The organism is Ancylobacter sp. WKF20, from assembly GCF_029760895.1.
Classification (GTDB): Bacteria; Pseudomonadota; Alphaproteobacteria; order Rhizobiales; family Xanthobacteraceae; genus Ancylobacter.
In genome coordinates, this window is the sequence record NZ_CP121679.1 from 2,556,776 (window position 1) to 2,581,070 (window position 24,295).

18 protein-coding genes are annotated in these 24,295 nt (G+C 69.7%); 8 read left to right on the top strand and 10 right to left on the bottom strand.

The window, feature by feature from the left end; genetic code table 11:
* The first annotated feature begins 10 nt into the window (after positions 1 to 10).
* The 6 genes from tsaD (at position 11) to AncyloWKF20_RS11905 (ending at position 6,170) form a co-directional block, all read left to right on the top strand.
* Positions 11 to 1,072 (top strand): tRNA (adenosine(37)-N6)-threonylcarbamoyltransferase complex transferase subunit TsaD, encoded by a 1,062-nt coding sequence (tsaD, locus tag AncyloWKF20_RS11880; RefSeq protein WP_279314273.1) that lies wholly within the window; start codon positions 11 to 13, stop codon positions 1,070 to 1,072.
* Complete coding sequence (locus AncyloWKF20_RS11885; protein WP_279314274.1) at positions 1,072 to 2,061, top strand: NAD(P)-dependent glycerol-3-phosphate dehydrogenase; 990 nt, start codon at positions 1,072 to 1,074, stop codon at positions 2,059 to 2,061. Before tsaD ends, AncyloWKF20_RS11885 begins: the two co-directional genes overlap by 1 nt.
* 12 nt (positions 2,062 to 2,073) lie before the next feature.
* On the top strand, positions 2,074 to 2,493 hold the full coding sequence (locus AncyloWKF20_RS11890) for an EVE domain-containing protein (RefSeq protein WP_267585220.1): 420 nt from the start codon (positions 2,074 to 2,076) through the stop codon (positions 2,491 to 2,493).
* Positions 2,490 to 3,161, top strand: coding sequence for a methyltransferase (locus AncyloWKF20_RS11895; RefSeq protein WP_279314275.1), 672 nt, complete (start codon positions 2,490 to 2,492; stop codon positions 3,159 to 3,161). The genes AncyloWKF20_RS11890 and AncyloWKF20_RS11895 overlap by 4 nt, the downstream gene beginning before the upstream one ends.
* 153 nt (positions 3,162 to 3,314) lie before the next feature.
* Positions 3,315 to 5,273, top strand: coding sequence for an acetate--CoA ligase (acs, locus tag AncyloWKF20_RS11900; RefSeq protein WP_279314276.1), 1,959 nt, complete (start codon positions 3,315 to 3,317; stop codon positions 5,271 to 5,273).
* A gap of 207 nt (positions 5,274 to 5,480) precedes the next feature.
* Positions 5,481 to 6,170, top strand: a complete 690-nt coding sequence (locus AncyloWKF20_RS11905) for an EAL domain-containing protein (RefSeq protein WP_279317949.1) — start codon at positions 5,481 to 5,483, stop codon at positions 6,168 to 6,170.
* 32 nt (positions 6,171 to 6,202) lie between these two features.
* Here the strand turns inward: AncyloWKF20_RS11905 and AncyloWKF20_RS11910 are convergent, their stop codons facing one another.
* On the bottom strand, positions 6,203 to 11,059 hold the full coding sequence (locus tag AncyloWKF20_RS11910; RefSeq protein WP_279317950.1) for an NAD-glutamate dehydrogenase: 4,857 nt from the start codon (positions 11,057 to 11,059) through the stop codon (positions 6,203 to 6,205).
* 233 nt (positions 11,060 to 11,292) lie between these two features.
* Here AncyloWKF20_RS11910 and AncyloWKF20_RS11915 point away from each other — a divergent pair, with 233 nt between their 5' ends.
* The gene (locus tag AncyloWKF20_RS11915; RefSeq protein ID WP_279314277.1) at positions 11,293 to 12,003 is read left to right on the top strand and encodes an OmpW family protein; all 711 of its coding nucleotides are present in this window, start codon (positions 11,293 to 11,295) and stop codon (positions 12,001 to 12,003) included.
* Positions 12,004 to 12,071: 68 nt separating this feature from the next.
* On the opposite strand, the gene AncyloWKF20_RS11920 is transcribed toward AncyloWKF20_RS11915, so the two are convergent.
* From AncyloWKF20_RS11920 to rsmB, 5 genes are all read right to left on the bottom strand, one after another.
* Positions 12,072 to 12,953: a LysR family transcriptional regulator gene (locus AncyloWKF20_RS11920; protein WP_279314278.1), complete on the bottom strand. Its 882-nt coding sequence runs from the start codon at positions 12,951 to 12,953 to the stop codon at positions 12,072 to 12,074.
* Between the two features lie 18 nt (positions 12,954 to 12,971).
* The gene (locus AncyloWKF20_RS11925) at positions 12,972 to 14,000 is read right to left on the bottom strand and encodes a YeiH family protein (protein WP_279314279.1); all 1,029 of its coding nucleotides are present in this window, start codon (positions 13,998 to 14,000) and stop codon (positions 12,972 to 12,974) included.
* Between the two features lie 107 nt (positions 14,001 to 14,107).
* A complete protein-coding gene (gene purH / locus AncyloWKF20_RS11930; RefSeq protein WP_279314280.1) occupies positions 14,108 to 15,697 on the bottom strand; it encodes a bifunctional phosphoribosylaminoimidazolecarboxamide formyltransferase/IMP cyclohydrolase in 1,590 nt (529 codons plus the stop codon).
* Positions 15,698 to 15,805: 108 nt separating this feature from the next.
* Entirely contained in the window at positions 15,806 to 17,524 is a 1,719-nt protein-coding gene (locus tag AncyloWKF20_RS11935) for a heparinase II/III family protein (RefSeq protein ID WP_279314281.1), read from the bottom strand.
* A gap of 174 nt (positions 17,525 to 17,698) precedes the next feature.
* Complete coding sequence (gene rsmB / locus AncyloWKF20_RS11940; protein WP_279314282.1) at positions 17,699 to 19,066, bottom strand: 16S rRNA (cytosine(967)-C(5))-methyltransferase RsmB; 1,368 nt, start codon at positions 19,064 to 19,066, stop codon at positions 17,699 to 17,701.
* A 292-nt stretch (positions 19,067 to 19,358) separates the two neighbouring features.
* On the opposite strand from rsmB, the gene AncyloWKF20_RS11945 reads away from it, so the two are divergent.
* Positions 19,359 to 20,330 (top strand): glucokinase, encoded by a 972-nt coding sequence (locus AncyloWKF20_RS11945; protein ID WP_279314283.1) that lies wholly within the window; start codon positions 19,359 to 19,361, stop codon positions 20,328 to 20,330.
* Positions 20,331 to 20,336: 6 nt separating this feature from the next.
* Here the strand turns inward: AncyloWKF20_RS11945 and AncyloWKF20_RS11950 are convergent, their stop codons facing one another.
* From AncyloWKF20_RS11950 to AncyloWKF20_RS11965, 4 genes are all read right to left on the bottom strand, one after another.
* On the bottom strand, positions 20,337 to 21,020 hold the full coding sequence (locus AncyloWKF20_RS11950) for an RNA pseudouridine synthase (protein ID WP_279317951.1): 684 nt from the start codon (positions 21,018 to 21,020) through the stop codon (positions 20,337 to 20,339).
* A 155-nt stretch (positions 21,021 to 21,175) separates the two neighbouring features.
* Positions 21,176 to 22,738: a patatin-like phospholipase family protein gene (locus AncyloWKF20_RS11955; protein WP_347710375.1), complete on the bottom strand. Its 1,563-nt coding sequence runs from the start codon at positions 22,736 to 22,738 to the stop codon at positions 21,176 to 21,178.
* 16 nt (positions 22,739 to 22,754) lie between these two features.
* Positions 22,755 to 23,540: a 3-hydroxybutyrate dehydrogenase gene (locus tag AncyloWKF20_RS11960; RefSeq protein ID WP_279314284.1), complete on the bottom strand. Its 786-nt coding sequence runs from the start codon at positions 23,538 to 23,540 to the stop codon at positions 22,755 to 22,757.
* A gap of 146 nt (positions 23,541 to 23,686) precedes the next feature.
* A complete protein-coding gene (locus tag AncyloWKF20_RS11965; protein ID WP_279314285.1) occupies positions 23,687 to 24,142 on the bottom strand; it encodes a hypothetical protein in 456 nt (151 codons plus the stop codon).
* Between the last annotated feature and the right edge of the window lie 153 nt (positions 24,143 to 24,295).

The following is a 24,295-nucleotide window of genomic DNA, read 5'->3' on the forward strand; positions in this document are numbered from 1 at the left end:
CGGAAAGTCAATGCGCGATCTTCTCCTCCTCGGCATCGAGACCACCTGCGACGAGACCGCCGCGGCCGTGGTGCGCCGCCGCGCGGACGGTTCCGGCACCATCCTGTCCAACATCGTGCTGTCGCAGACCGCCGAGCACGCGGCCTATGGCGGCGTGGTGCCGGAGATCGCCGCCCGCGCTCACGTGGAAGTGCTCGACCGCATCATCGAGCGGGCGCTGCGCTCCTCGGGCGTGAAGCTGGTGGAGCTGGACGGCATCGCCGCCGCCGCCGGGCCGGGGCTGATCGGCGGCGTCATTGTCGGGCTCACCACCGCCAAGGCCATCGCCCTCGCCGCGAAGAAGCCGCTGGTGGCGGTCAATCATCTGGAAGCCCACGCGCTGACCGCGCGGCTGACCGATGCCGTGCCCTTCCCCTTCCTGCTGCTGCTGGTCTCGGGCGGGCACACCCAGCTCGTCGCCGTCACCGGTGTGGGCGAGTATCACAAGCTCGGCGGCACCATGGACGATGCCATCGGCGAGGCCTTCGACAAGACGGCGAAGATGCTCGGCCTGCCCTATCCCGGCGGCCCGGCGGTGGAGCGCGCGGCGCTGCGCGGGGATGCCTCGCGCTTCCCCCTGCCGCGCCCGCTGCATGGCAAGCCGGTGCCGGACTTCTCGCTGTCGGGCCTCAAGACCGCGGTGCGACTGGAAGCGCTCAAGGTCGCTCCGCTCGGCGACCAGGACGTGAACGACCTGTGCGCCTCCTTCCAGGCCGCCATCGTCGACATTCTCGCCGACCGGGTGCGCTGCGCGCTCCGGGTCATGCGCGAGCGCGGGCTGAAGCCGAGCGCGCTGGTGCTGGCGGGCGGCGTCGGCGCCAATCAGGCGGTGCGCCGCGTGCTGCACAAGGTCGCCGCCGATGGCGGCACCCGCCTCGCCGTTCCTCCGCCCGAGCTGTGCACCGACAATGGCGCGATGATCGCCTGGGCCGGCGCCGAGCGCCTCGCTCTGGGCCTCACCGACGAGCTCGGCGTCGCCCCCCGCGCCCGCTGGCCGCTGGAGGAGGTGACGGGCGTGGAGATGGCCGACTGATGCCCGCGCGTTTCGCCCGCATCGGCGTGGTCGGGGCCGGCGCCTGGGGCACCGCGCTCGCCAATGCCGCCGCCCGCGCCGGGCGCGCCGTGGTGCTCTGGGGGCGCGACGCGCAGGCCATCGCCGCGATGGAGGAGAGCCGCCGCAACAACGCCCATCTGCCGGGCGTCGAGCTGGACACATCGGTCTCACTGTCCACCTCACTGCACTCACTGGCCATTTGCGACGCTGTACTTCTGGTTGTACCGGCGCAGGCGAGCCGGGAGGTCGCCCACGCCCTCGCCCCGCATCTCAGGGAGGGCACGCCGCTCGTTACCTGCGCCAAGGGCATCGAGCGCGGCACCGGGCTGTTCATGACGCAGGTTCTGGCCGAGGCCTGCCCGCATTGCCTCCCCGCCATCCTTTCCGGCCCGAGCTTCGCCAGCGATGTCGCGGCCGGCCTGCCGACGGCGGTAACACTGGCCGCTCAAGAGGTTAGCGTCGCCGAGGCGCTCGCCACCGCGCTCGGCTCGCCCTCCTTCCGGCTCTATCACAGCGAGGATGTGCGCGGCGTGGAGATCGGCGGGGCGGCGAAAAACGTGCTCGCCATCGCCGCCGGCATCGTCGGCGGTCGCGAACTCGGCGCCAGCGCCGCCGCCGCCCTCATCGCTCGCGGCTTCGCCGAACTCACCCGCTTTGGCCGCGCCTATGGCGCGCGCGGCGAGACGCTGACGGGCCTTTCCGGCCTCGGCGACCTCATCCTCACCTGCTCCACCGCCCAGTCGCGCAATTACGCGCTGGGTCTAAGCCTCGGGAAAAGCGGGGGTTTTCATCCGACGGGCAAGCTTGCCGAGGGCGCGCTGACCGCCAGCGTGCTGGTCGCCATGGCCGATGAGCGGGGCATCGACATGCCCATCGCGCGCGCGGTCGAAGCGGTGCTGGCCGGGCGTGTCGGCGTCGATGATGCCATCGGGTCGCTGCTGGCGCGGCCCCAGAAAGCGGAAGCGTAACGGAACCTGACCATGGCGCACTGGCTCTACAAATCCGAACCCTTCAAATGGTCCTGGGACCAGCAGATTGCCGCCGGGGCGACCGGCACGCATTGGGACGGCGTGCGTAACCATCTGGCCAAGCAGCAGCTTCTGGCGATGAAGCTGGGCGATCGTGGCTTCTTCTACCACTCCAATGAAGGCAAGGAGATCGTCGGCATCGTCGAGGTCATCAAGGAGGCGTATCCCGACCCCTCCGACCCCACCGGCAAATTCGTCATGGTCGACATCAAGGCCATTGAACCGTTGAAGAATCCGGTGCCCCTCGCCGCCATCAAGTCCGAGCCGCGCCTCGCCGAGATGGCGCTGATGCGCTTCTCCCGCCTCTCCGTGCAGCCCGTCACCGACCGCGAATGGGAGATCGTGCTGGAGATGGCCGACCACGGCCGGTGAGCGGCGGGGGCATCGCCGACGCCAGCGCCTTCATCCGCGCGGAAACGCGCCTGCTGCCGGTGCCGCTGGTGCCGGAAATCTCGCTCCACCTCGCCGCCGAGTCGCTGCCGATCTGGCAGCGCACGGAGGAGGAACTTGGCGCCATCGGCCTGCCCCCGCCCTTCTGGGCCTTCGCTTGGGCCGGCGGGCAGGCGCTGGCGCGCCATGTCCTTGATAATCCAGGGATTGTTCAGGGCCGCCGGGTGCTGGATTTCGCCGCTGGCTCCGGCCTTGTCGGCATCGCCGCGCTGAAGGCCGGCGCCGCTCATGTGGAAGCCGTCGACATTGACGGCTTCGCGCAGGCCGCCATCGCGCTGAACGCACAGGCCAATGGCGCCGGCCCGCTCACCGTGCGCGGCGACGACCTGATCGGCCAGAGCGGCGGCTGGGACGTGGTACTGGCCGGCGACATCGCCTATGAGCGCGACCTCGCCGCCCGCGTCTTCGCCTGGCTGGAAGCCCTCGCGGCGGGGGGCACAAAGGTGTGGATCGGCGATCCCGGCCGCTCCTACCTGCCGCGCGAACGGCTTGAAAAGCTTGCGGAATATGGCGTGGCTGTGTCGCGCGACCTGGAGGATTCCGACATCAAGCACACCAGCATCTGGCGCCCGCGCGCGGGGGATGGCTGAGCCCTTTCAGGACAATTACATACCGACCAAAGTCGCGCGGCCGCTGGCTTGTCCCACCGGGGGCGCGTCACCATAATCCGAGCGAAAGCAAAACGGCGCTCAGCGCCGGAGCAAGAGCGGCGCCCAGTGCCCGCCCAAGGGGGAGTAAACGCCATGTCCGAGAAGATCTACGACGTCCCCGCGCAATGGGCCTCCCGCGCCTTCGTGGACGAGCACGGCTACAAGGCCAAATACGAGGCCTCGGTGCGCGACCCGGAGAGCTTCTGGGCCGAGGAAGGCAAGCGCATCGACTGGTTCACGCCCTACACCAAGGTCAAGAACACCTCCTATGCGCCGGGCGCGGTGTCGATCAAATGGTTCGAGGATGGCGTCACCAACATCGCCTATAACTGCATCGACCGGCACCTCGCCACGCGCGGCGATCAGGTCGCGATCATCTGGGAGGGCGACGATCCCTCGCAGTCGCGCCACATCACCTATCGCGAGTTGCACGACGAGGTGTGTCGCTTCGCCAACGTCCTGCGCAACCGCAATGTAGAGAAGGGCGACCGCGTCACCATCTACATGCCGATGATCCCCGAAGCCGCCTTCGCCATGCTGGCCTGTGCGCGGCTCGGCGCGATCCACTCGGTCGTCTTCGGCGGCTTCTCGCCGGATAGCCTCGCCAGCCGCATCCGCGACTGCGATTCCAAAATGGTCATCACCGCCGATGAGGGCCTGCGCGGCGGGCGCAAGGTGCCGCTGAAGGCCAATGTCGACGCCGCCATCGCCAAGCTCGGCCCCGACGCGGTCGATCACGTTGTGGTTGTACGCCGCACCGGCGGCACCGTGCACATGGAGGCCGGCCGCGACGTCTGGTATCACGAGGCGGCCGATCTCGTGACCAGCGAATGCCCGGCGGCGCATGTGAACGCGGAAGACCCGCTGTTCATCCTCTACACCTCCGGCTCGACCGGCAGCCCGAAGGGCGTGCTGCACACCACCGGCGGCTATCTCGTCTACGCCTCGATGACCCACCAGTATGTCTTCGATTATCACGAGGGCGACATTTACTGGTGCACCGCCGATATCGGCTGGGTCACCGGCCACAGCTACATCGTCTATGGCCCGCTGGCCAATGGCGCGACCACGCTGATGTTCGAGGGCGTGCCGAATTACCCGACCAATTCCCGCTTCTGGGAAGTGATCGACAAGCACAAGGTCAACATCTTCTACACCGCCCCGACCGCCATCCGCGCGCTGATGCAGGCGGGCGACGCGCCGGTGACGAAGACCTCCCGCGCGAGCCTGCGCCTGCTTGGCTCGGTCGGCGAGCCGATCAACCCGGAAGCCTGGGAGTGGTATCACCGCGTGGTTGGCGAGGAACGTTGCCCGGTGGTCGATACCTGGTGGCAGACCGAGACCGGCGGCATCCTCATCACCCCGCTGCCCGGCGCCACGCGCCTCAAGCCCGGCTCGGCCACCCGCCCCTTCTTCGGCGTGGTGCCGCAGATCGTCGATGCCGAGGGCAAGGTGCTGGAAGGAGCCTGCGAGGGCAATCTGGTGATCGCCGACAGCTGGCCGGGCCAGATGCGCACGGTCTATGGCGACCATGAGCGCTTCGAGCAGACCTATTTCTCCACCTACCCGAACAAGTACTTCACCGGCGACGGCTGCCGGCGCGACGCCGATGGCTATTACTGGATCACCGGCCGCGTCGACGACGTCATCAACGTCTCCGGCCACCGCATGGGCACGGCCGAGGTGGAAAGCGCCCTCGTCGCCCATCCGAAGGTGTCGGAGGCGGCCGTCGTCGGCTACCCGCACGACATCAAGGGCCAGGGCATCTACGCCTATGTGACGCTCATGGCCGGCATCGAGCCGACCGAGGAACTGCGCAAGGAACTGGTCGGCTGGGTGCGCCAGGAGATCGGGCCGATCGCCTCGCCCGACCTCATCCAGTTCGCGCCGGGCCTGCCCAAGACCCGGTCCGGCAAGATCATGCGGCGCATTCTGCGCAAGATCGCCGAGGACGAGTTCGGCAATCTGGGCGACACCTCGACGCTGGCCGATCCGACCGTGGTGGATGATCTCATTTCCCACCGCCAGAACAAGAAGCACGCCGCCGCCTGACCCGGTAGCGCAGCGGCGGGGGGTAGCCTCCCGCCGCACGTGCCGAAATGTCACAAGACGGAAATCTGTCGCCGTCGCTGCGTTTCGGAAGCCTTGCGCAATCCTCGCTTGAGATAGGCTAGTCCACGTTGTCGTGGAGCGTGGATAGCCGTGCCCAATCGTCTTTGTGAAGGCTGCCAGGGAGAGCCGCTGGATTTCGGCTTCACCATGGCGTTCCAGCCCATCGTGGATATCGCCGCCCGGCGCGTATGGGCTCACGAGGCGCTGGTGCGCGGCCCCGCCGGCGAGCCCGCCGGGGATATTCTGGCGAAGGTGACCGACGCCAATCGCTACCGCTTCGATCAGGACTGCCGCGCCAAGGCGATCGAACTGGCCAGTCGGCTGTTCCCCGAAGATGGCTCGCTTCTCTCGGTCAATTTCCAGCCCAACGCCGTATACCGCGCGGAGACCTGCATCCGCGCGACGCTGCAGGCGTGCCGGCAGCACCGTTTCGACCCGAGCCGGCTGATGTTCGAGTTCACCGAGAATGAGCGGGTGATCGACGCGGCGCACCTCGAGGATATCGTCACCGCCTATCGCGGGCTCGGCTTCACCGTCGCCATTGATGATTTCGGCGCCGGCTTTGCCGGGCTGACCCTGCTCGCCGACCTCACCCCCGACGTGGTGAAGATCGACATGAAGCTGGTGCGCGGGGTCGAGGCCGCGCCGCGCCAGCAGGCGATCCTGCGGGCGCTGGTGGGGCTCGCCACCGAATTGGGCATCACGCTCATCGCCGAGGGTGTGGAAACCCCCGCCGAGCTCGCGGCATTGCGCGCCCTCGGCATCCCGCTGGCGCAGGGCTACCTCTTCGCCCGCCCGGCGCTGGAGGCGCTGCCGCCGGTGAACTGGCCGGCCTGAGGCCGACCAGTCGCGCGGACGGCGAGCCGGCCTCAGGCCCGCACGAGATCGCCGATCAGGCTCGCCGCCACGGAGAGCTTCGACACGGAGAGCCCCGAGCCAACGATCTCGTAGACGCCGTTGCGCGCGCGCTCCACCACAGCGCCACGCGCCGCCGCCCAGGCGGCGACACCCGCCGCGCCCGGCCCGTGCTCGGTGATGACCTCGGCGGTCAGACGCCGCACCGCGATCTCGAAAGCGGCCAGCGCCCGCTCCAGCGCGAGCCGGTCATAATAATCCGGCACGGAAAGCGCCTGCGCCGGGCCCAGAATCCGGTCGAGCCGGAAATGCAGGCCGACGGCGAAGAAGGTCGTCGCCACATCGCTGATCGCCGAATTGGTGCGGTCGGCGATCATCACGATATCGGTCGAGCTTTCGATGGCCGAGAGCCGGGCAATGCGCCGGGCCAGCGGCTCGGGCACGCCGGCCTGCGTCCACTCGGCGACATGGCCGTCATGGGTCGCTCGCGTCTCCTCCGGCACCAGTTCGCGCACCACGCCGCCCAGCACATCCTCCACCGGGCCGATGCCGGCGGAATAATGCGAGACGAGCTCGTCGAGGCTTTGGCGCAGATCGACATTGCGCAGGAACCACACCGTGCGGTCGAGCAGCATGTCCTTCACCGCCGTATAAAGGGCGAGCTGCACCGCGCCCGGCACGGTGCCGTCCAGCGCGTCGATCTCGCTCTCCAGAGCCCCGAGGCCGAAGCTGTCGCGCGTCGCCGCATAGGCCTTGGCGATGGAGCCGACATCCGCGCCGGTCTCGTCGGTCAGCCGGGCCACGAAGGCCGGCCCGCCATGGTTGATCATGGCGTTGCACAGGCGCGTGGCAATGATGTCGCGCCGCAGCCGGTGCCCCTCAATGCCGTCGGCGAAGCGGGCATTCAGCTCCGGCGGGAAATAGGCGGCGAGTTCACGCGCGAGATAGGGATCATCCGGCACATCGGTGTCGAGCAGGTCGGCATGGGCGGTGAGCTTGGCATAGGCCAGCAGCACGGCGAGCTCGGGCCGGCTCAGCCCCTCCCCGCGCCCGCGCCGCTCGTTCAGCTCGGCATCGCCCGGCAGATACTCGACCGCCCGGTCGAGCAGGCCGCGCGCCTCCAATTGCTGCATGAGACGCTGGTGGAAACCGAGCTCATCGAGGCCCCGCCGCTCGGCGAGCGAGAGGGCGAGCGTCTGCAGATAGTTGTTGCGCAGCACCAGCGCCGCCACCTCGTCGGTCATCGAGGCGAGCAGGGCCTTGCGGCTGTCGGCGTCGAGCCGGCCGTCGCGCGCGGCGGGCACCAGCGCAATCTTGATGTTCACCTCGACGTCCGAGGTGTTCACGCCGGCCGAATTGTCGATGGCGTCGGTGTTGAGGCGGATGCCGCGGCGCGCCGCCTCAATGCGCCCGCGCTGGGTGACCCCGAGATTGGCGCCCTCGCCGACCACCTTGGCGCGCACTTCCGCGCCGGTGATGCGGATCGCGTCATTGGCGCGGTCGCCGGCCTGCGCGTCGGTCTCCGTGGAGGCGCGGATATAAGTGCCGATGCCGCCGAACCAGAGCAGGTCCACCGGCGCGCGCAGGATCGCGCTCATCACCTCGGCGGGCGAGGCCGAGCTTTTGTCGATGCCGAGCGCCTCGCGCACCGCCGGGCTGAGCGGAATGCTCTTGGCGCTGCGCGAGAACACCCCGCCGCCCGACGAGATCAGCGACTTGTCATAGTCCTGCCAGGAGGAACGCGGCAGGGCGAAGAGACGCTGGCGCTCCTTGAGCGAGGCCACCGGATCGGGGCTGGGATCAAGGAAGATGTCGCGATGATCGAAGGCGGCGACCAGCTTGATGGTGCTCTCCAGCATCATGCCGTTGCCGAACACGTCACCCGACATGTCGCCGACGCCCGCCACCGTGAAAGGCGTGGTGCGGATATCGACATTCATCTCGCGGAAATGCCGGCGCACCGCTTCCCACGCACCACGCGCGGTGATGCCCATGGCCTTGTGGTCATAGCCGACCGAGCCGCCCGAGGCGAAGGCATCGCCCAGCCAGAAGCCGCGCGCCTGCGAGATGGCGTTGGCCGTGTCGGAGAAGGTCGCCGTCCCCTTGTCGGCGGCGACGACCAGATAGGGGTCGTCTTCGTCATGGCGCACCGTATGCGCCGGGTGGACGATCTCGGTGCCCTCGATATTGTCGGTCACCTCCAGCAGGCTGGTGACGAACAGCTTGTAGGCCTCCGTCCCCTCGGCCTGGATGGCGTCGCGCGGCCCGCTCGGCAGCTGCTTGGGCACGAAGCCGCCCTTGGCGCCGACCGGCACAATGACGGCGTTCTTCACCTGCTGCGCCTTGACGAGGCCCAGCACCTCGGTGCGGAAATCCTGCGGCCGGTCTGACCAGCGCAAGCCGCCGCGCGCCACCCGGCCGAAGCGCAGATGGATGCCTTCCACACGCGGGGAATGCACGAAGATCTCGAACAGCGGGCGCGGCAGCGGCAGCCCCTCGACCTCATGGCTGCGGAACTTGATGGCGATGGTCGGGCGTGGGCCGCCCTCCTCGGTGATCTGGAAGAAGTTGGTGCGCACCGCCGCGCCGATGAGATTGGCGAAGTGGCGCAGGATGCGGTCCTCGTCGAGGCTCTGCACATCGGCGAGCGCCGCTTCGATCTCCTCGCGGATCGCCGCTTCCCGCTCACCGCGCCCCTCATCGGCGCCCGGCTCGAAGCGGGCATGGAACAGCGCCACCAGCCGGTCGACAAGAGCCGCATGGCCGTTCAGCGTCGCCCAGAGATAGTCCTGGCTGAAGGGCAGGCCGATCTGGCGCAGATAGCGCGCCAGCGTGCGCAGCAGCGCGATGTCGCGCCAGCCGAGGCGAGCATTGAGCGCCAGCGCGTTGAAGCCATCGCTTTCCGCTTGCCCGCGCAGCACCGCCATCAGCGTGGCGTGCAGCCGGCTCTCCAGCGATTCGAGCTCGATACCCCCGCCGCCCCGACGCCCCAGCACCATGTCGTGCAGATAGACCGGCTCGCGGCCCTCCGGCGAGATGGTGAAGGTGCGCTCGTCGACGACGATGAAGCCCATCGCCTCCAGCATCGGCACCCGCTCGGAGAGCAGGCGCGGCACGCCATGGCTGAACACCTTGAGCGCGATGCGCTCGCGCCCCTGCACGGCGGCGGGCCGGTGGAACTCGACGGCGACCGGATTGGCTTCGCTCAGCCGCTCGACCAGCCGCAGATCCCCCAGCGCTTCCTCCGGCGTGTAGCCGCTCTGGTAGCCCGCCGGGAACGCCTCGCCATAGCGGCGCGCCAGCAGCGTGGCCTGGCCGGGTGAGAACACCAGCCCGAGAGCGGCCGCGAAGGCATCGTCCCAGGTGCGGATGATGCCGGCCACCGCCTCTTCGAGCTCGACGCGGCCGGGCTCGCGCGCGGTCTCGCCGGTCAGTTCGACGATGACATGCACCCGCGTCAGCGGCCCTTCGAGAAAGAGCGGGCGCGAGGCCGCGACCTGACCGCCGAACGAGGTCTCCAGCAGCGCGCCGATCTCCTCGCGCACCTCCGAGCCGTAGCGGTCGCGCGGCACGAAGACCAGCACCGACATGAAGCGGGCGAAACGGTCGCGCCAGGCGAGCACGCGCACGCGCGGGTGCTCGTCCAGTTGCAGCACCGCGATGGCGAACTGGTAGAGCGTCTCCGGGTCCATCTGGAACAGGTCGTCGCGCGGGAAGCTCTCCAGCACCTTCACCAGCGCCCGGCCGGAATGGCTGTCGGGCACGAAGCCGGCGCGCACCAGCACCGCCGCCGCCTTGCGCCGCAGGATGGGGATGGCCCGCACGGAGCCGGTATAGACGGTATTGGTGAACAGGCCGGCGAGCGCCAACCCGCCAATGATGCGCCCTTCCGCATCGTAGCGCTTGATGACGACCACATCGATCCAGGCGCGCCGGTGCACCACGGAGAGGGTCCGCGACTTGGTGATGATGAGCGGCGTCGCCTCGGCCAGCACGTCGGCAAGGTCCGTGCTCACCGCCCGCGCATCGCTGGCGCGGCGGAACAGGCGAAACTCCTCATCGGCCAGCACGCCGAGTGCGTCACTCATGCGGCGGTCGAAATTCGCCACCTTGACCGTGCCGTCGTCGCTCGGGCGCGCGTCATAATAGCGGCAGCCGAGAAAGGTGAAATTGCCGCTGAGCAGCCATTCAAGGAAGGCCCTCGCCTCCTCGATCTCCTCGAGCGGCACCGTCTCGGGCGCATGGGCGAGATCGGCCAGCGCCGTGCGGACCTGCTCGATCATCGGCTTCCAGTCGCGCACCGCCGCGCGCACACGGGCCAGAATCTGCGTCAGATCGGCAGCGATGGCGACGCGCTCGCCTTCATTTTCGATTCGCGGCACGTGGACATGAATGAGGCTCTCGCGTCGGGCGCGCTGGCCGGCCGGCGCGTCGGTGCCGGAGACGCCTTCGAGCACGCCCGCCGAATTACGCTCCACCGCCAGCAGCGGATGGACCACCAGCGACGCGGTAAGGCCGCGCGCATTCAGCGCCGCCATCACCGAATCGAGCAGGAACGGCATGTCGTCATTGACGATTTCGACGACGCTCACCTTGGCGAGGCGGTCGCCCTCCGCCTCGGGAACCTCGACGCGGACATCGGCGGTGCCGGGGGTGCGGCGGGCAAGATGGGCATAGGCGCGCTGTGCCAGCGCCGCCAGTTCATGCGGGGTGTAGAGCCGCACATCTTCGGCCACGGCTCGTCCGAACAGCCGGCTGGCAAAGAGCGGCGGAATGTCGCCGTCGCGCGCCTGCAGGATGAGATCGGCCTGCTCGACCAGCTGGCGCGCCGCGCGCTCGTCCTCGGTCGAGAGAAATCCTTCCACGCCCATCATTATCCTCCACATCTCCCGCGTGCCGCCGATGGTGCGGCCGCGATGCTTTTCTGCATCCTATACCTGTCGCGAAGGTGACGGCACCGCTTACCGTTGTTGCACTGCGGTCACAGTTTCGCGCGGCCCGCCACACGGTTGACATGAATCAACCGCTCCCGGCCCGTCCCGCTTCAGGAATAGCGCCGTGTACCGGACATGGGGCCGGGGCTGGGAATTCAAGGGGATCGCGCATGTCCACGCGCCACAACATCATCAACACGCTCGCCGCGCTCGGCGCGGTGCTCGCCACCACCACCTCTTTCGCCGCGCTTGATCTGGCCAGTGCCGCGGATCTCGGCGCCACGCCGGCCCCGGTGTTCAAGGCGCCGGCCCCGGTGGAAGAGTTCAACCCGTGGATGATCCGCGTGCGCGTGCTCGGCGTCATCCCGGAGAATGGCGGCTCGGTGAACGGGGTGTCGGGCTCGGATCTCAGCTATTCCGACTCGGTGGTGCCCGAACTCGACATCACCTACTTCTTCACCAAGAACTGGGCGGCCGAACTGATCCTCGGCGTCACGCCGCATGACATCAACGGCGCGGGCTCGCTGTCGAGCCTCGGCAAGATCGGCGAAGTGTGGCTGCTGCCGCCGACCCTGACGCTGCAGTACCACTTCACCGATTTCGGCGCGTTCAAACCCTATGTCGGCGCCGGCATCAACTACACCTTCTTCTTCGACCAGCAGGCCGATTCGGCCGACTCGCTGGACGTGCACAACACCTGGGGCTGGGCCCTGCAGGTCGGCTTCGACTACATGCTCGACGAGCACTGGGGCTTCAACGTCGACCTCAAGAAGCTCTTCCTCCAGCCCGATTTCGACGTGACCGTGGCCGGCACGCCGCTGACCGGCACCGCCGATCTCAACCCGTGGATCGTCGGCGTCGGCGTCACCTACAAGTTCTGAGCCGTCCGCTCAGGATCATCGAAAGGGCCGGAGCGATCCGGCCCTTTTGCGTGGCGCCCGCGCCGCGATCAGGCGGGCTTAAGCAGATCAAGAAAAGCCTGCGCCGCGCGCGTCATGTAGCGCTCGCGGTGATTGAGCGCGATGAAGCGCCGCGAGGGCATGGGCACATCGATCAGCGCCATGGTGCCGGCCCGGATCGCGCTGTCGACGACGCGTCGGGAGATCACCGTCGCCCCGCTCCCCGCCTCGACCGCCGCCCGGATCGCCTCGTTGGACGGATATTCCAGCACGATGTTCAGCGCCCCCGGTGCGAGCCCCCGCGTGGCCAGATAGGCCTCGAAGATCGCCCGCGTGCCCGAGCCCGGCTCGCGCAGCACCCAGGGCCCTTCACCCAGCGCCTCCGCCGTGCGGGGCGGCTTCCAGCTCCAGGGATGCACCACCGGGGCGACGAGCACCATCTCGTCCTCTGCCACCGGCCGCACCGCCAGCGCGCCATCCTCGATCTCCCCCTCGACGATGCCGAGATCGGCGGCCCCGTCGCGCACGCGAGCGGCAACCTCATCGCTGTTGCCGATCTCGATGCGCACCTCGATGCCCGGATAGAGCGCGCGGTAGCGCTGGACGATCTCCGGCAGCCAGTAATTGGCGACGGTCTGGCTGCCGGCCAGCGCCAGCCGCCCGCGCGCGAGACCCGAGAGATCCACCAGAACCTGCTCGGCCGCCGCCACGCGGGCGAGCACCGCCCGCGCCTCCACCAGCAGCAGCCGCCCGGCCTCGGTGAGCGCGATACGCCGGCCGATCCGGTCGAAGAGTTTGGTCGCGTGATTGGCTTCCAGCGTCGCGATGGCCGCGCTGGTGGCCGACTGCGTCAGGTTCAGCGCCTGCGCCGCCCTTGTGAGATGCTCGCGCTCGGCCACCGCCACGAAGATGCGCAACTGCTCAAGCGTCATGGCGCCGTCCGAAAGCCTTTAGCCGATGGTCATCACCAGCATTAGGCTGAAGCTGCCGACAAAGGCAAAGGCGGCGAGACCCAGCAGCAGGGGGCGCAGCCCCTTGGCGCGCAGCCGGGCAATGTCGGTCTCCAGCCCCATCGCCGCCAGCGCCATCGACAGCAGGAAGGTGGTGAGGCCGACGAGCGCGGTCTTCATCTCCGCCGGCACGGCAACAACGCTGTTGAACGCGATCATGGCGATGAAGCCTAGCACGAACCACGGCACGGGCGGCCGGGCCGCTTCCGTCCCGGCTCCGGCGCGGCGGCTGGCGAGGAAGCCGAGGGTCAGCACCACCGGCGCCAGCATCATCACCCGCGTCAGCTTGGCGATGGTGCCGAACTCGCCCGCCGCCTGCCCGTCCTGATAGGCGGCGGCCACCACCTGCGCGACCTCATGGATCGAGGCGCCGGCCCACAGCCCATAGGCGCGCGGGGTGAGGTGCAAGAGGCCCGGCAGCAGCGGGTAGAGGAACATGGCGATGGAGCCGAAGACGGTGACGCAGGCCACCGCATAGGCGACATCCTCATCCGGCGCGCGCGTCACCGTGTTGGTGGCGATCACCGCCGAGGCGCCGCAGATCGAGGTTCCCGCCGCGATAAGCTGCGCCAGCGGGGCGTCGACGCCGAGCAGCCGGCCGAGCCGCACGGTGAACAGGAAGGTCGCGACCAACGTCAGCGCGATCACCGCGACACCGGCCAGGCCGACCTCGACGATCTGCGCCGCCGTGAGCTGGAGCCCGAGCAGCACGATGGCCGCCCGCAGGATGCGCCGCAGGGTGAAGGTCACGCCGGGCTTGGCGAGGACCGGCGTGCCGACGAGGTTGTGCAGCGCCATGCCGAGGAGGATGGCGAGGATCAGCGGGCTGAAAAGCTGGAGCCCCGGCACTTGCCGCAGCCCGAAGGCGGCGGCCGCGATGGCCGCGGTCAGCACGAGCCCCGGCAAGACATTCGCCGCGCCGGACAGGAAGGGATGCGCGGGTCGGCTGGTCAGCACAGGCATCGTCATGGCAATCGCCTCCGTCTTCACGACGAAGCCATGACACGCCCGTTATCGTTCGATCCAACGCATAGTTTTGGTCGTAACGTTCGCTAAAGACGAACGATACACTTCACTCAGTGCCGGAAGTGGCGCACGCCGGTGAACACCATGGCGATGCCCGCCGCATCGGCCGCGGCGATCACATCGGCGTCGCGGATCGAGCCGCCCGGCTGGATCACCGCCGTCGCCCCCGCCTCGATGGCGGTGATGAGGCCGTCGGCGAAGGGGAAGAAGGCGTCGGAGGCGACCACGCAGCCCTTGGTCAGCGGCTCCGCGAGACCCGCCGCCTCCGCCGCGTCGATGGCCTTGCGCGCGGCAATGCGGGCCGAATCCACCCGGCTCATCTGCCCGGCGCCGATGCCGACCGTGGCGAGATCCTTCGCGTAGACGATGGCATTCGACTTCACATGCTTGGCGACGCGGAAGGCGAAGGCGAGATCGGCGAGCTCCGCATTCGTCGGCGCGCGCTTGGTGACGACCTTCAGCTCCATGTCGTCGACCACCGCATTGTCGCGCGACTGCACGAGCAGCCCGCCGGCCAGCGACTTCACGGCAACACCACCGGCGCGCGGATCGGGCAGCGCGCCGGTGACCAGCAGGCGCAGATTCTTCTTGGCGCCGACAATGGCGATGGCTTCCTCAGTCGCGTCGGGGGCGACGATCACCTCGGTGAAGATGTCGACCATGGCGCGCGCCGCCGCGGCGTCGAGCGTGCGGTTCATCGCGACGATGCCGCCAAAGGCCGAGGTCGGGTCGCAGGCCAGCGCCTTGCGATAGGCTTCCTCAAGAGTGGCGCTTTCCGCCACGCCGCAGGGATTGGCGTGCTTGACGATCACCACCGCCGCCGCGCGGGCGGGGTCGAACTCGGCCACCGCCTCGAAGGCCGCGTCGGTGTCGTTGAGGTTGTTGTAGGAGAGCGCCTTGCCCTGGATCTGACGCGCGGTGGCGACGCCGGGACGGGCCGCGCCGCCGACATAGAAGGCCGCGCTCTGGTGCGGGTTCTCGCCATAGCGCAGCGCCTCGGCGAGCGTGCCGGAGAACAGCCGGGTCTGCGGCGCCTCCTCCTCGGCCACCTTGGCGAACCAGGTGGTGATCGCAGCGTCATAGCTGGCGGTGCGGGCATAGGCGCGCTGGGCAAGGCCCCGGCGGGTGAGGAAGCGCGTGCCGCCATGGGCGGCGAGATCGTCCAGCACGGTCTGGTAGTCAGTGGGATCGACGACGACGGCGACATCGGCGTGGTTCTTGGCGGCGGCGCGGATCATTGCCGGGCCGCCAATGTCGATATTCTCGACGCAGTCGTCATAGTCGCCGCCGCGCGCGACGGTCGCCTCGAACGGGTAGAGATTGACCACGACGAGGTCGATCGGCCCGATGCCGTGCTCCTTCATCGAGGCCTGATGCTCGGCATTGTCGCGAATGGCGAGGATGCCGCCATGCACGGTTGGATGCAGCGTCTTCACCCGCCCGTCCATCATCTCGGGAAAGCCGGTGAGGTCGGCGACGTCGAGCACCTTCAGCCCCGCTTCCGCCAGCGCCTTGCGCGTGCCGCCGGTCGAGACCAGCTCGACGCCATGGCCGGCGAGCGCCTGCGCGAAGGCCACGAGGCCGGTCTTGTCGGAGACGGAGAGCAGCGCGCGGCTGATGGGGCGGACATCGGTGGTCATGGCTGGCCATTTCGCAACGGGAGAAAACAGGGCGCCGCCCTATCACGTCTGCGCCCGCGCGTGAACCGGGAGGGGCGTAGAGCAGCCCTGCGTGCGCCGTAAGGCCGCCTAGCCGCGCAGCGCCTTCACCCGCACGAAGGTCCATTCGACCCGCGGCGCCTCACCGGCGCGCCCGGCAATGACGAGTTGCTCGGTGCGGCGTGGGCCGCCGCTGGCGGCGAAGACGATGCTTTCCTCGATCGCCACCGTGCAGTCCGGCGCGGTGAACGCCCAGTCGTCGCCATCGGGCAGTTTGAGGATCACCGTATGCCCGTCCGCCGCGCGCGAGGGCTGCACGAGCGGGTGCAGGTGGAAGCGCAGCGCGTAATGGTCGCGCCCGCCGCCCGGCAGGCTTTCACCTTCGACCGGGCGGAACAGATCCTCGCCATCGAGCCGCGCGCCATCCGGCGACAGACGCCAGGAGCGCTGGTGAATAATGCCGAAGCGGCGCGCATAGCCGTCATGGCTCGCCCGCAGCACCTCCGCCCCGCCGCGCTCCATCCGGTCGACGTGAAGCTGCGCCGGCCCATCCAGCACCGGCGTGCCGCAGATGCGGCGCAGCAGCCCGCTGGACACGAAGCGGCAGGAAGAGGTCTCCTCGATCACGGCAGTGGAATGCGCCGCCGTCTGCCGGGCGATCGGGCGCCATTCGTCGCGGCCGATGGCCGGCATGCCGCAATTGATGATGAGGCGGTTACGCCCCGCCGACATCTCGAAGGCGAGGCACCCGGCATGGGCCTCGTGGCTCAGCGGCGGCGGCGGCGGCGCGCCGGTGTCGGCGATGAGGATGGTGCCTGCCGCCTCCATGCGCTGATAGCCGGAATAAGGTGCGTTGGAGAGCGGGCGCCCGCGCGCATCGTCATAGGCAAGCACGGTGGCGAGCCAGTCCGCCGGGGTCGGGCCCATGCCGTTGAAATGGGCGAAGGCACCGTCGCCATGGCGGAAGAAGCGCAGCATCGGCATCATCCGGTCGATGGCGTTGAGCAGCGCGGGCGGCGGCGGCAGATGGCGCGCGCCGTAGCACTGGCGCAGCGGCAGCAGGTCGAGCAGCAGGTCGATCAGCAGGCCTGGATTGCGCGTCGCCGGCCCGCCATCGGCGAGCACGAGACGGTCCAGCTCCTCCACCAGCCGCTTTTGCGCGCTGCGCATCAGCTTGGGCTGGTCAGCCATGCACAGGCTGGCGAAGGCGAGCGCGATGGCGCAGGCCAGACGCGGGCGCCCGTCGCGGGCCTGCGCCCCGGCGCCCTTCACATAGCGGACCTGCGCGGTGAGACTGCGGATGAAGCGGCGGTGAAAGGCGGCGTCGGCATCCTGCAGGATCAGTGGCGCCTGGGTCAGCCAGCTGATGACCCGCCGCGCGGCGACCTCCGGCAGGGTGGCCGCCGGCAGGCGGTGGCAGCTCAGCGAAATCCAGTCGCCGACCAGCGCGCGGGCATTGGCGCGGGCGATCGGCGTGCCCGCGGCCTGCATGTGGCGCAGCCAGCCGAACCCCATCAGCTCCTCCGCCCATTCGCGCGAGGGCGGCTCGATTTCAAAGGGCGAGAGGCCGTCGGTCAGCACCGCCTTGCCGGCGAAGGCGAAGCGGCCGGAATAGAACTCGGCGGCGCGGGTCGGATCGCCGGTGCGCAGATCATGCGGGGCGAGCAGAAGCCGCGACGGCACCGGCACGGAACGCGAGCGCCACGGGTACCAGCGCTGGGTGAGCGCCCAGGCCCGCAGGCGCCGCCAGCCGGATTCGGCGATGAACCCCGCCAGACGCGCGCGGTCCGCATAGACCTCGCGGGCCATCAGCGCCTCGTCCCCCTACTGTGCCTCAAGAGCCGTCTGTCTCCTCAATCTAGCCGGTTGATGCGGATCAGGGGCAGCGAATCGCGGATGATTCCCGCGCCGGCCGGCGCCCCCGCCGGGGCGCGACATTACCCGAGCGAACGGGAAGGTCCAGCCGCGCCCTCTTCCGTTGCGTCACGCCCTGCGGCGCAGGCGGGCGGCGAAGAAGCCGTCGAGCCCGGCGCGGCGCGGATCCTCGTCCGGCAGATGGGTGGGAAGCGTGCGCACCTCGCCCACCGCGTTGATCCACTCGGCCGCGATGCCGGCCTCGCCGGGCGTCACCGGCGCGCGCTCGAAATCGGCGCGGGCGGCGAGCAGCGCCTCGATCTGGCGCTCGCCCTCCTCCGGCTCCAGCGAGCAGGTGGAATAGACCAGCAGCCCGCCCGGCTTCACCAGCCCGGCGGCGTTGGCGAGGATACGGGCCTGCAGCGCACTGAGGCTGGCAATGTCGCCCGGCGCCTTCGACCAGGCGACATCGGGATGGCGGCGGATCGTGCCGGTCGCCGAGCAGGGCGCGTCGATCAGCACGCCGTCGAATTCCCCACCCTTCCACCTCGCCGCATCGGCCTCGACGACCTCCGCCGTGAGGCCCAGCCGGTCGAGATTCTCCGTGAGCCGCTTCAGCCGCGGGGCGGCGCGGTCGACCGCCACCACCTGCGCGCCGGTGGCGGCGAGCTGGGCGGTCTTGCCGCCCGGTGCGGCGCAGAGATCCGCCACGCGCTGGCCCGGCCCGGCATTCAGCAACCGCGCGGGCAAAGCGGCGGCGGCGTCCTGCACCCACCAGGCGCCTTCCGCGAAGCCCGGCAAGGCGGTGACATTGCCGGCCTCGATGAGGCGGATGGTGCCGGTCGGCAGCAGCGTGCCGCCGAGCTTTTCCGCCCATTCCGCGGCATCGCCGCGCGCCGTGAGATCAAGACCCGCCTCCTGCGCCAGCGCGCGGGAGATCGCCTGCGCGGCGGGCGCGCCATAGGCGCTCGTCCAGCCCTCGATCATCCAGAGCGGCTGGTCGGCGACATCGGGCAGCGCGGCGCGGCCCTCGCGGGCGATCCGCCGGAGCACGGCGTTGACCAGCCCCTTGAAGCCGGCGGTCGCCGCGCTCTCGCCGGCGAGATCGACGCCGGTGGAAACCGCCGCATGGTCCGGCACATCCATGAACAGGATCTGCGCCGCGCTGATCAGCAGGATGGTCTCGACCCGCCCCGCCTTCTCCGGCAGGCCGCGCTCCAGCGTGGAACGCACCAGCGCGCCGAGGCTGCCGAGCCGACGCAGCGTGGTCGCGGCGATCATGCGGGCGAGTGACCGGTCGCGGTCGTCGAGGTCGCGCGTCAGCCGCTCCAGCGCCTCTTCGAGCGGGCGCCCCTTCTCCAGCACGGAATCGACCGCATCCGCCGCCGCGCGGCGCACGGCAAGACCGGGGGAAGCGCCGCCGGGCGAACCGCCGGAGGTGGAACGGGCGGGACCGGAGCGGGCGGGGCGGCGCGGGGCGCGGGGTGTATCGTTCATCGCCAAGCCACTAGGCCGGCACGCGCGCGAACGCAACCGTCGCGCCGCCTCGCCGGCCCGTACGGGTGCATCGTGCCGCACCAGCCAGCGTGAACCGGACGCCGGCCCTGCGACTTGTGGGAAGGCGGGCCGGCCGGCCCTCGCCCTTCGTCTCCCCCTTGCGGGCCTTGTCGAAGGGCCCGAGATTGGTTCCTATCGGGCCACCTCGGAGCGGCCGGCCCGGCGAGTCGGACCGGCCCCGCCGGCCGGCTCATCGGCTCGTGTCGGACAAGCGTGGATTGGCATCGGATTTATGGCCCACCTGATACTCATTGCCGACATTGGCGGCACCTCGTCCCGGCTGGCCCTGGTGGGCGTCGATGGCGTCCCGACCGACATCCAGATCCACCGCAACGACAGCTTCAAGGGCTTCGAGGCGATGATCGAGGCGGACCTTGCCACGCGCGACCCGGCGGTGGTCGCCGCCATTGGCGGGGCGGTGCTGGCGGTGGCGGGCCCGGCGGATGCGGAGTTCGTCAAGCTCACCAACCGCGACTGGTCCTTCTCCAAGCGCGCCATCCGCCGCTATTTCGGCTGGCAGAAATTCGCCGCGGTGAATGATTTCGAGGCGCTGGCGCATGGTGTCACCGCGCTCGGCACGGGCGATCTCATCCCGGTCGGCGAGGGCCTGTCCGAGCCGCGCGGCCCGGTGCTGATCTGCGGTCCGGGCACCGGCTTCGGCGTCGCCGGTCTCATCCAGTCCGGCCGCCTACCGGCGGTCATCACCGGCGAGGGCGGACGTTCCCGGCTCGGCGCGACGGACGCCGAGGAAGCGCGCCTGCTCGCTCATATGGTCGGCGAGCTCGGCCCGGTCGTGGTCGAGCACGCGCTGTCGGGCTCGGGTCTTGCCCGCATCCACCGCATCTCCACCGGCGAGGCGATCTCGCCCGAGGCGGTCATCACCGCCGCCGGGCGGGGCGATGATGGCGCGCTCGCCACCTGCAACCTGTTCCTGCGCATTTTCGGCCGCATCGCCGGCGACCTCGCCCTCACCTTCAACGCGCGCGGCGGCGTGTTCCTTGCCGGCGGCGTCTCGGCCGGGCTCGCGCCGTTCTTCGCCGCCTCGCCCTTCCGCGAAGCGTTCGAGGAGCACCCCCCGCATGAGGCGCGGCTCGCCGGCATGGCGGTGAACATCATCACTCACCCCACCCCCGGCCTCATCGGCTGCGGACAGCTCGGCGCCCGCATGGCGCGTAGCCTGAAGCCCGGCCTGCATCTCGTGTGACGAGGTTCAGCGCGGCGAGAAGGTGATCCCGTCCGCCGCCGCTTCCAGCGCGGCGGGGTCCATGCCCGCCCGCTCCAGCGTCGCGCGCATATGGGCGGGCAGCGGGGCGCGGGCCTCGACGGGATCACGGCCCTTGTTCTGCGGCACCACCACGCGGCGGGCATGAAGATGCAGGATCGGCCCGCCCGGCAGGCGCGAGCCACCGCCATAGATGGGATCACCGAGGATCGGGTGGCCGATGGCGTCGAGATGCACGCGCAGCTGGTGCGTGCGCCCGGTGAGCGGGGAGAGCGCCAGCACGGCGAAGCCCTCGCCCGCCGCCAGCATCTGCCATTCACTGATGGCGTCCTGCCCCTTCGGATCGACCGCCATCCACCAGCCGCGCGTCGGCGAACGCTTGGCGAGCTTGAGTTCGATCCGCCCGCCCGGCTCAGCCGGCACGCCGCGCACCACCGCCATATAGGTCTTGCGCACCGAGCCATCGGCGAAGGCCTTGCCGAGATCGGCCAGCGCCTTGCGATGGCGCCCGAGCACGAGGCAACCCGAGGTGTCCTTGTCGAGCCGGTGGGCGAGTTCGGGCGCGTTCGGCAGGCCGAAGCTGAGCGCGCCGAGGTAATCGGCCAGCGTCTCCCCGCCTTTCGGCCCCTTATGCACGGCGAGCCCCGCCGGCTTGTCGATGATGAGCATCATGCCGTCCCGGTGCAGCACACGGGCGGTGATGTCGAACGCCGACGGGGCGGCCGATGCCGACTGATTGGGGGCGGAGAAAAGGGGGGCGCGTGCGCTCATGCCCCCTCAACACCACAAAGCGGCCGGCCCGTCGAGAGCCGGCACGCTCACGGTCGTCAGCTGCGCCGCAGCTCGTCGCTCACATCAAGCGTCGAGCGCACGCCGATATCGTCGAAATGGCGGGCGAGGAAGGCATCCGCCGCCTCGCGGCCGATCTCCTTGAGATAGACGAGGAACTCCCATTCCGCGTTCATCTTGGTGGAGGCATCGAGCGCCACCAGCTTCTCCGCGCCATCAATGCGGTGGAGCCGCAGGTCGCGATAGCCGTCAATGCCGTCGCCCCTCTTCTTCAGGCTGCCATGCTTGAGCAGACGGGTGACGAATTCGGCGGCGCGCAGCTGCGCCAGCAGCGAGGCGTTGAAGGTGATCTCGTTCATCCGGTTGCTGATGTCGCGCGCCGTCTTCGGCGTCTCGCGGCGGATGATCGGGTTGATCTGGACGAGCAGAATGTCGTCGGTCTTCACCGCATTGTAGAACGGGTAGAGCGCCGGGTTGCCCATATAGCCGCCGTCCCAATAGGGAACGCCGTCAATCTCCACCGCCTGGAACATGAAGGGCAGGCAGGCCGAGGCCATGATGGCGTCGGGCGTCAGTTCGTGGCGGGCGAAGATGCGGGCCTTGCCGGTGTGGACATTGGTGGCGCTGACGAAGACATGCACATGCCGGCAGGATTGCAGCGCCGGAAAATCCACATGCCGCTCGATCAGTTCCATCAGCGGGTTGATGTTGAGCGGGTTGAAGTCATAGGGCGACAGGAACCGGCTCATCATGTCGAAGGCGATATAGCTCGGGTTGCTGTTAAGCGACCAGTTGCCCATCAGCCGGTCGAGCAGCGTGCGCTGGAGCGGGCTGGTGCGCCCGTCCTTCGAGACGTCGCGCCAATAGGCCTCGAGCGCCCGGCGCCCGCCCTCATTGCCGTCCTTGGCGAGGCCCGTCGCCAGCACGGCGGCGTTCATCGCCCCGGCGCTGGTGCCGGAAATGCCCTCGATGGCGATGCGCCCATCTTCCAGCAGCCGGTCGAGCACGCCCCACGTGAAGGCGCCATGCGCGCCGCCACCCTGCAGCGCGAGGTTCAAGGGCTTCAGCGCCGCCGCGCCGGGCTTGTGAGGATGAGGCTCGGGGGCATCGCCGGCCCCCTTCACCACGGTGGGACCGGCGGGCGTCGACAGCGCCCCCGCCGCCGCCTCGGCGGTCGCGGTTTTGGGCGCGGGTTTGGTGTCGCTCCTGGTGTCGGAACCGCCCGCCGCCGTCTTGGGCGCGGGTTTGGCCCGCGTTTTGGCGGAGGGCTTGGGGGGCGTCTTGGCGGGCGTGGCGACCGTCTCCGCCGGCGCGGCCTTTGCCGCCGCCCGTCGGGCGGGAGCGGGCTTGGCGTCCGGCGTGGTAGCGGCGGGCGCCGCCGCCGGTGCCTTGGCCGCAGGTTTGGCGACCGGCGTGGCGCGCGTCTTGGGAGCCGCCTTGGCAGCGGCCTTGGGCGGCGTCGCGGGCTTGCTCGCGGGGTCGGCGGGCGCGGCTGTCACCGCCGCCGGCGCAGGCGCGGTCTCAGGGGTGGACGCCGTCGTGCGGGCGCGGCGGGTGGAGGTGGCGCGGCGAGCCCGCGCGGGCTTGTTGGTTTCGGCCACGCCGCGATCCTCCCGCCTACTCGGCGACCCAGCCGCCGTCGATCTGCTGCAGCGAGCCGGTGATGGAGCGCGCGGCGTCGGAGGCGAGGAACACGGCGAGCGCCGCCACTTCCTCCACCGTGACGAATTCCTTGGTCGGCTGCGCGGCGAGCAGCACGTCCTTCTTCACCTGCTCCTCGGTGAGGCCACGCGCCTTGGCGGTGTCGGGAATCTGCTTCTCGACAAGCGGCGTCCACACATAGCCCGGGCAGATGGCGTTGGCGGTGATGCCGAAGGTCGCCGTCTCCAGCGCCACCGTCTTGGTCAGGCCGGCGATGCCGTGCTTGGCCGAGACATAGGCCGCCTTATAGGGCGAGGCGACCAGCGCATGGGCGGAGGCGGTGTTGATGATGCGGCCCCATTTGCGCGCCTTCATGCCCGGCACGGCGGCCTTGATGGCGTGGAAGGCGGCCGAGAGGTTCAGCGCGATGATGAGATCCCACTTGTCGTCCGGGAATTCCTCGATCGGCGCGACATGCTGCACGCCGGCATTGTTCACGAGGATATCGACCGAGCCGAGCTCCTTCTCGGCGAACGCCACCAGCGCCGCGCATTCGGAACCCTTGGTGAGATCGGCGCCGGAATAGATCGCCTTGACCCCGAACTCGCTCTCAATACCCGCGCGCTCCGTCTCGATCGCCGCCGCATCGCCAAAGCCGTTCAGCGTGACATTGACGCCCTCGGCGGCGAGGCCACGGGCAATGGCGAGGCCGATGCCGCTGGTGGAGCCGGTGATGACGGCGTTCTTACCCTTCAAGGACATAGGCGCGTTCCCCATTTTGTGACCGGACGGGCGGCACGGGCCGCCCGTCGCACTCTACGCATTCGGCATGACGTTTCGTCAGGCCTTTCCCGGACGATGGTGCGCCGCGAAAACCGTCGGCGCAACCGCCTGTTTGCCGGAAGCCATCACGGCTTGAGGCAGACCGCGACCACCTGCTTCACCTGATGCTCGCATTCGACGACGGTCTTGCCGCCATCCTCGGCGAAGGAGGCGATGTGCTGGAAGCCGCGCTGCGGGTTGAGACAGTAGCCGCCAATGACGCTCTCGCCCGTGTCGCAGCTGGCGACGCAGCCCGCCGCCGGGCAATCGGTCGCCCGCACCGCGATCTGCGCCGAGCCGGGCGCACCCGGAGCGCCCGCGGGACCGGCCGGACCGGCAGGGCCGGCCACGCCCGCCGCACCGGCGGGACCGGCCGGACCCGGCGCACCCGCAGGACCAGCGGGACCGGCGGGGCCCGCCACACCCGGCGCACCGGCATCGCCCTTGGCCCCGGCCGGGCCGGGCGGGCCCGCGGGGCCTTCGAAACAGGCCGCCAGCGGCAGCGCGAGAGCAACGACAAGAAGAAGTTTGAACGAGCGCATGAAACCCCCAATGGTTAAGCCCAGCGGCCCATCCTGCGACGGCGCCGCAGGCCGCTCAAGCCGGTAGTTCGGTGTGGCGCCCGCCCTTCCGCTTTGGTGAGCCGATGGCAGGGCGCGCCAGCCCCCACCTGCCGCGTCCCGATGACAGATGCG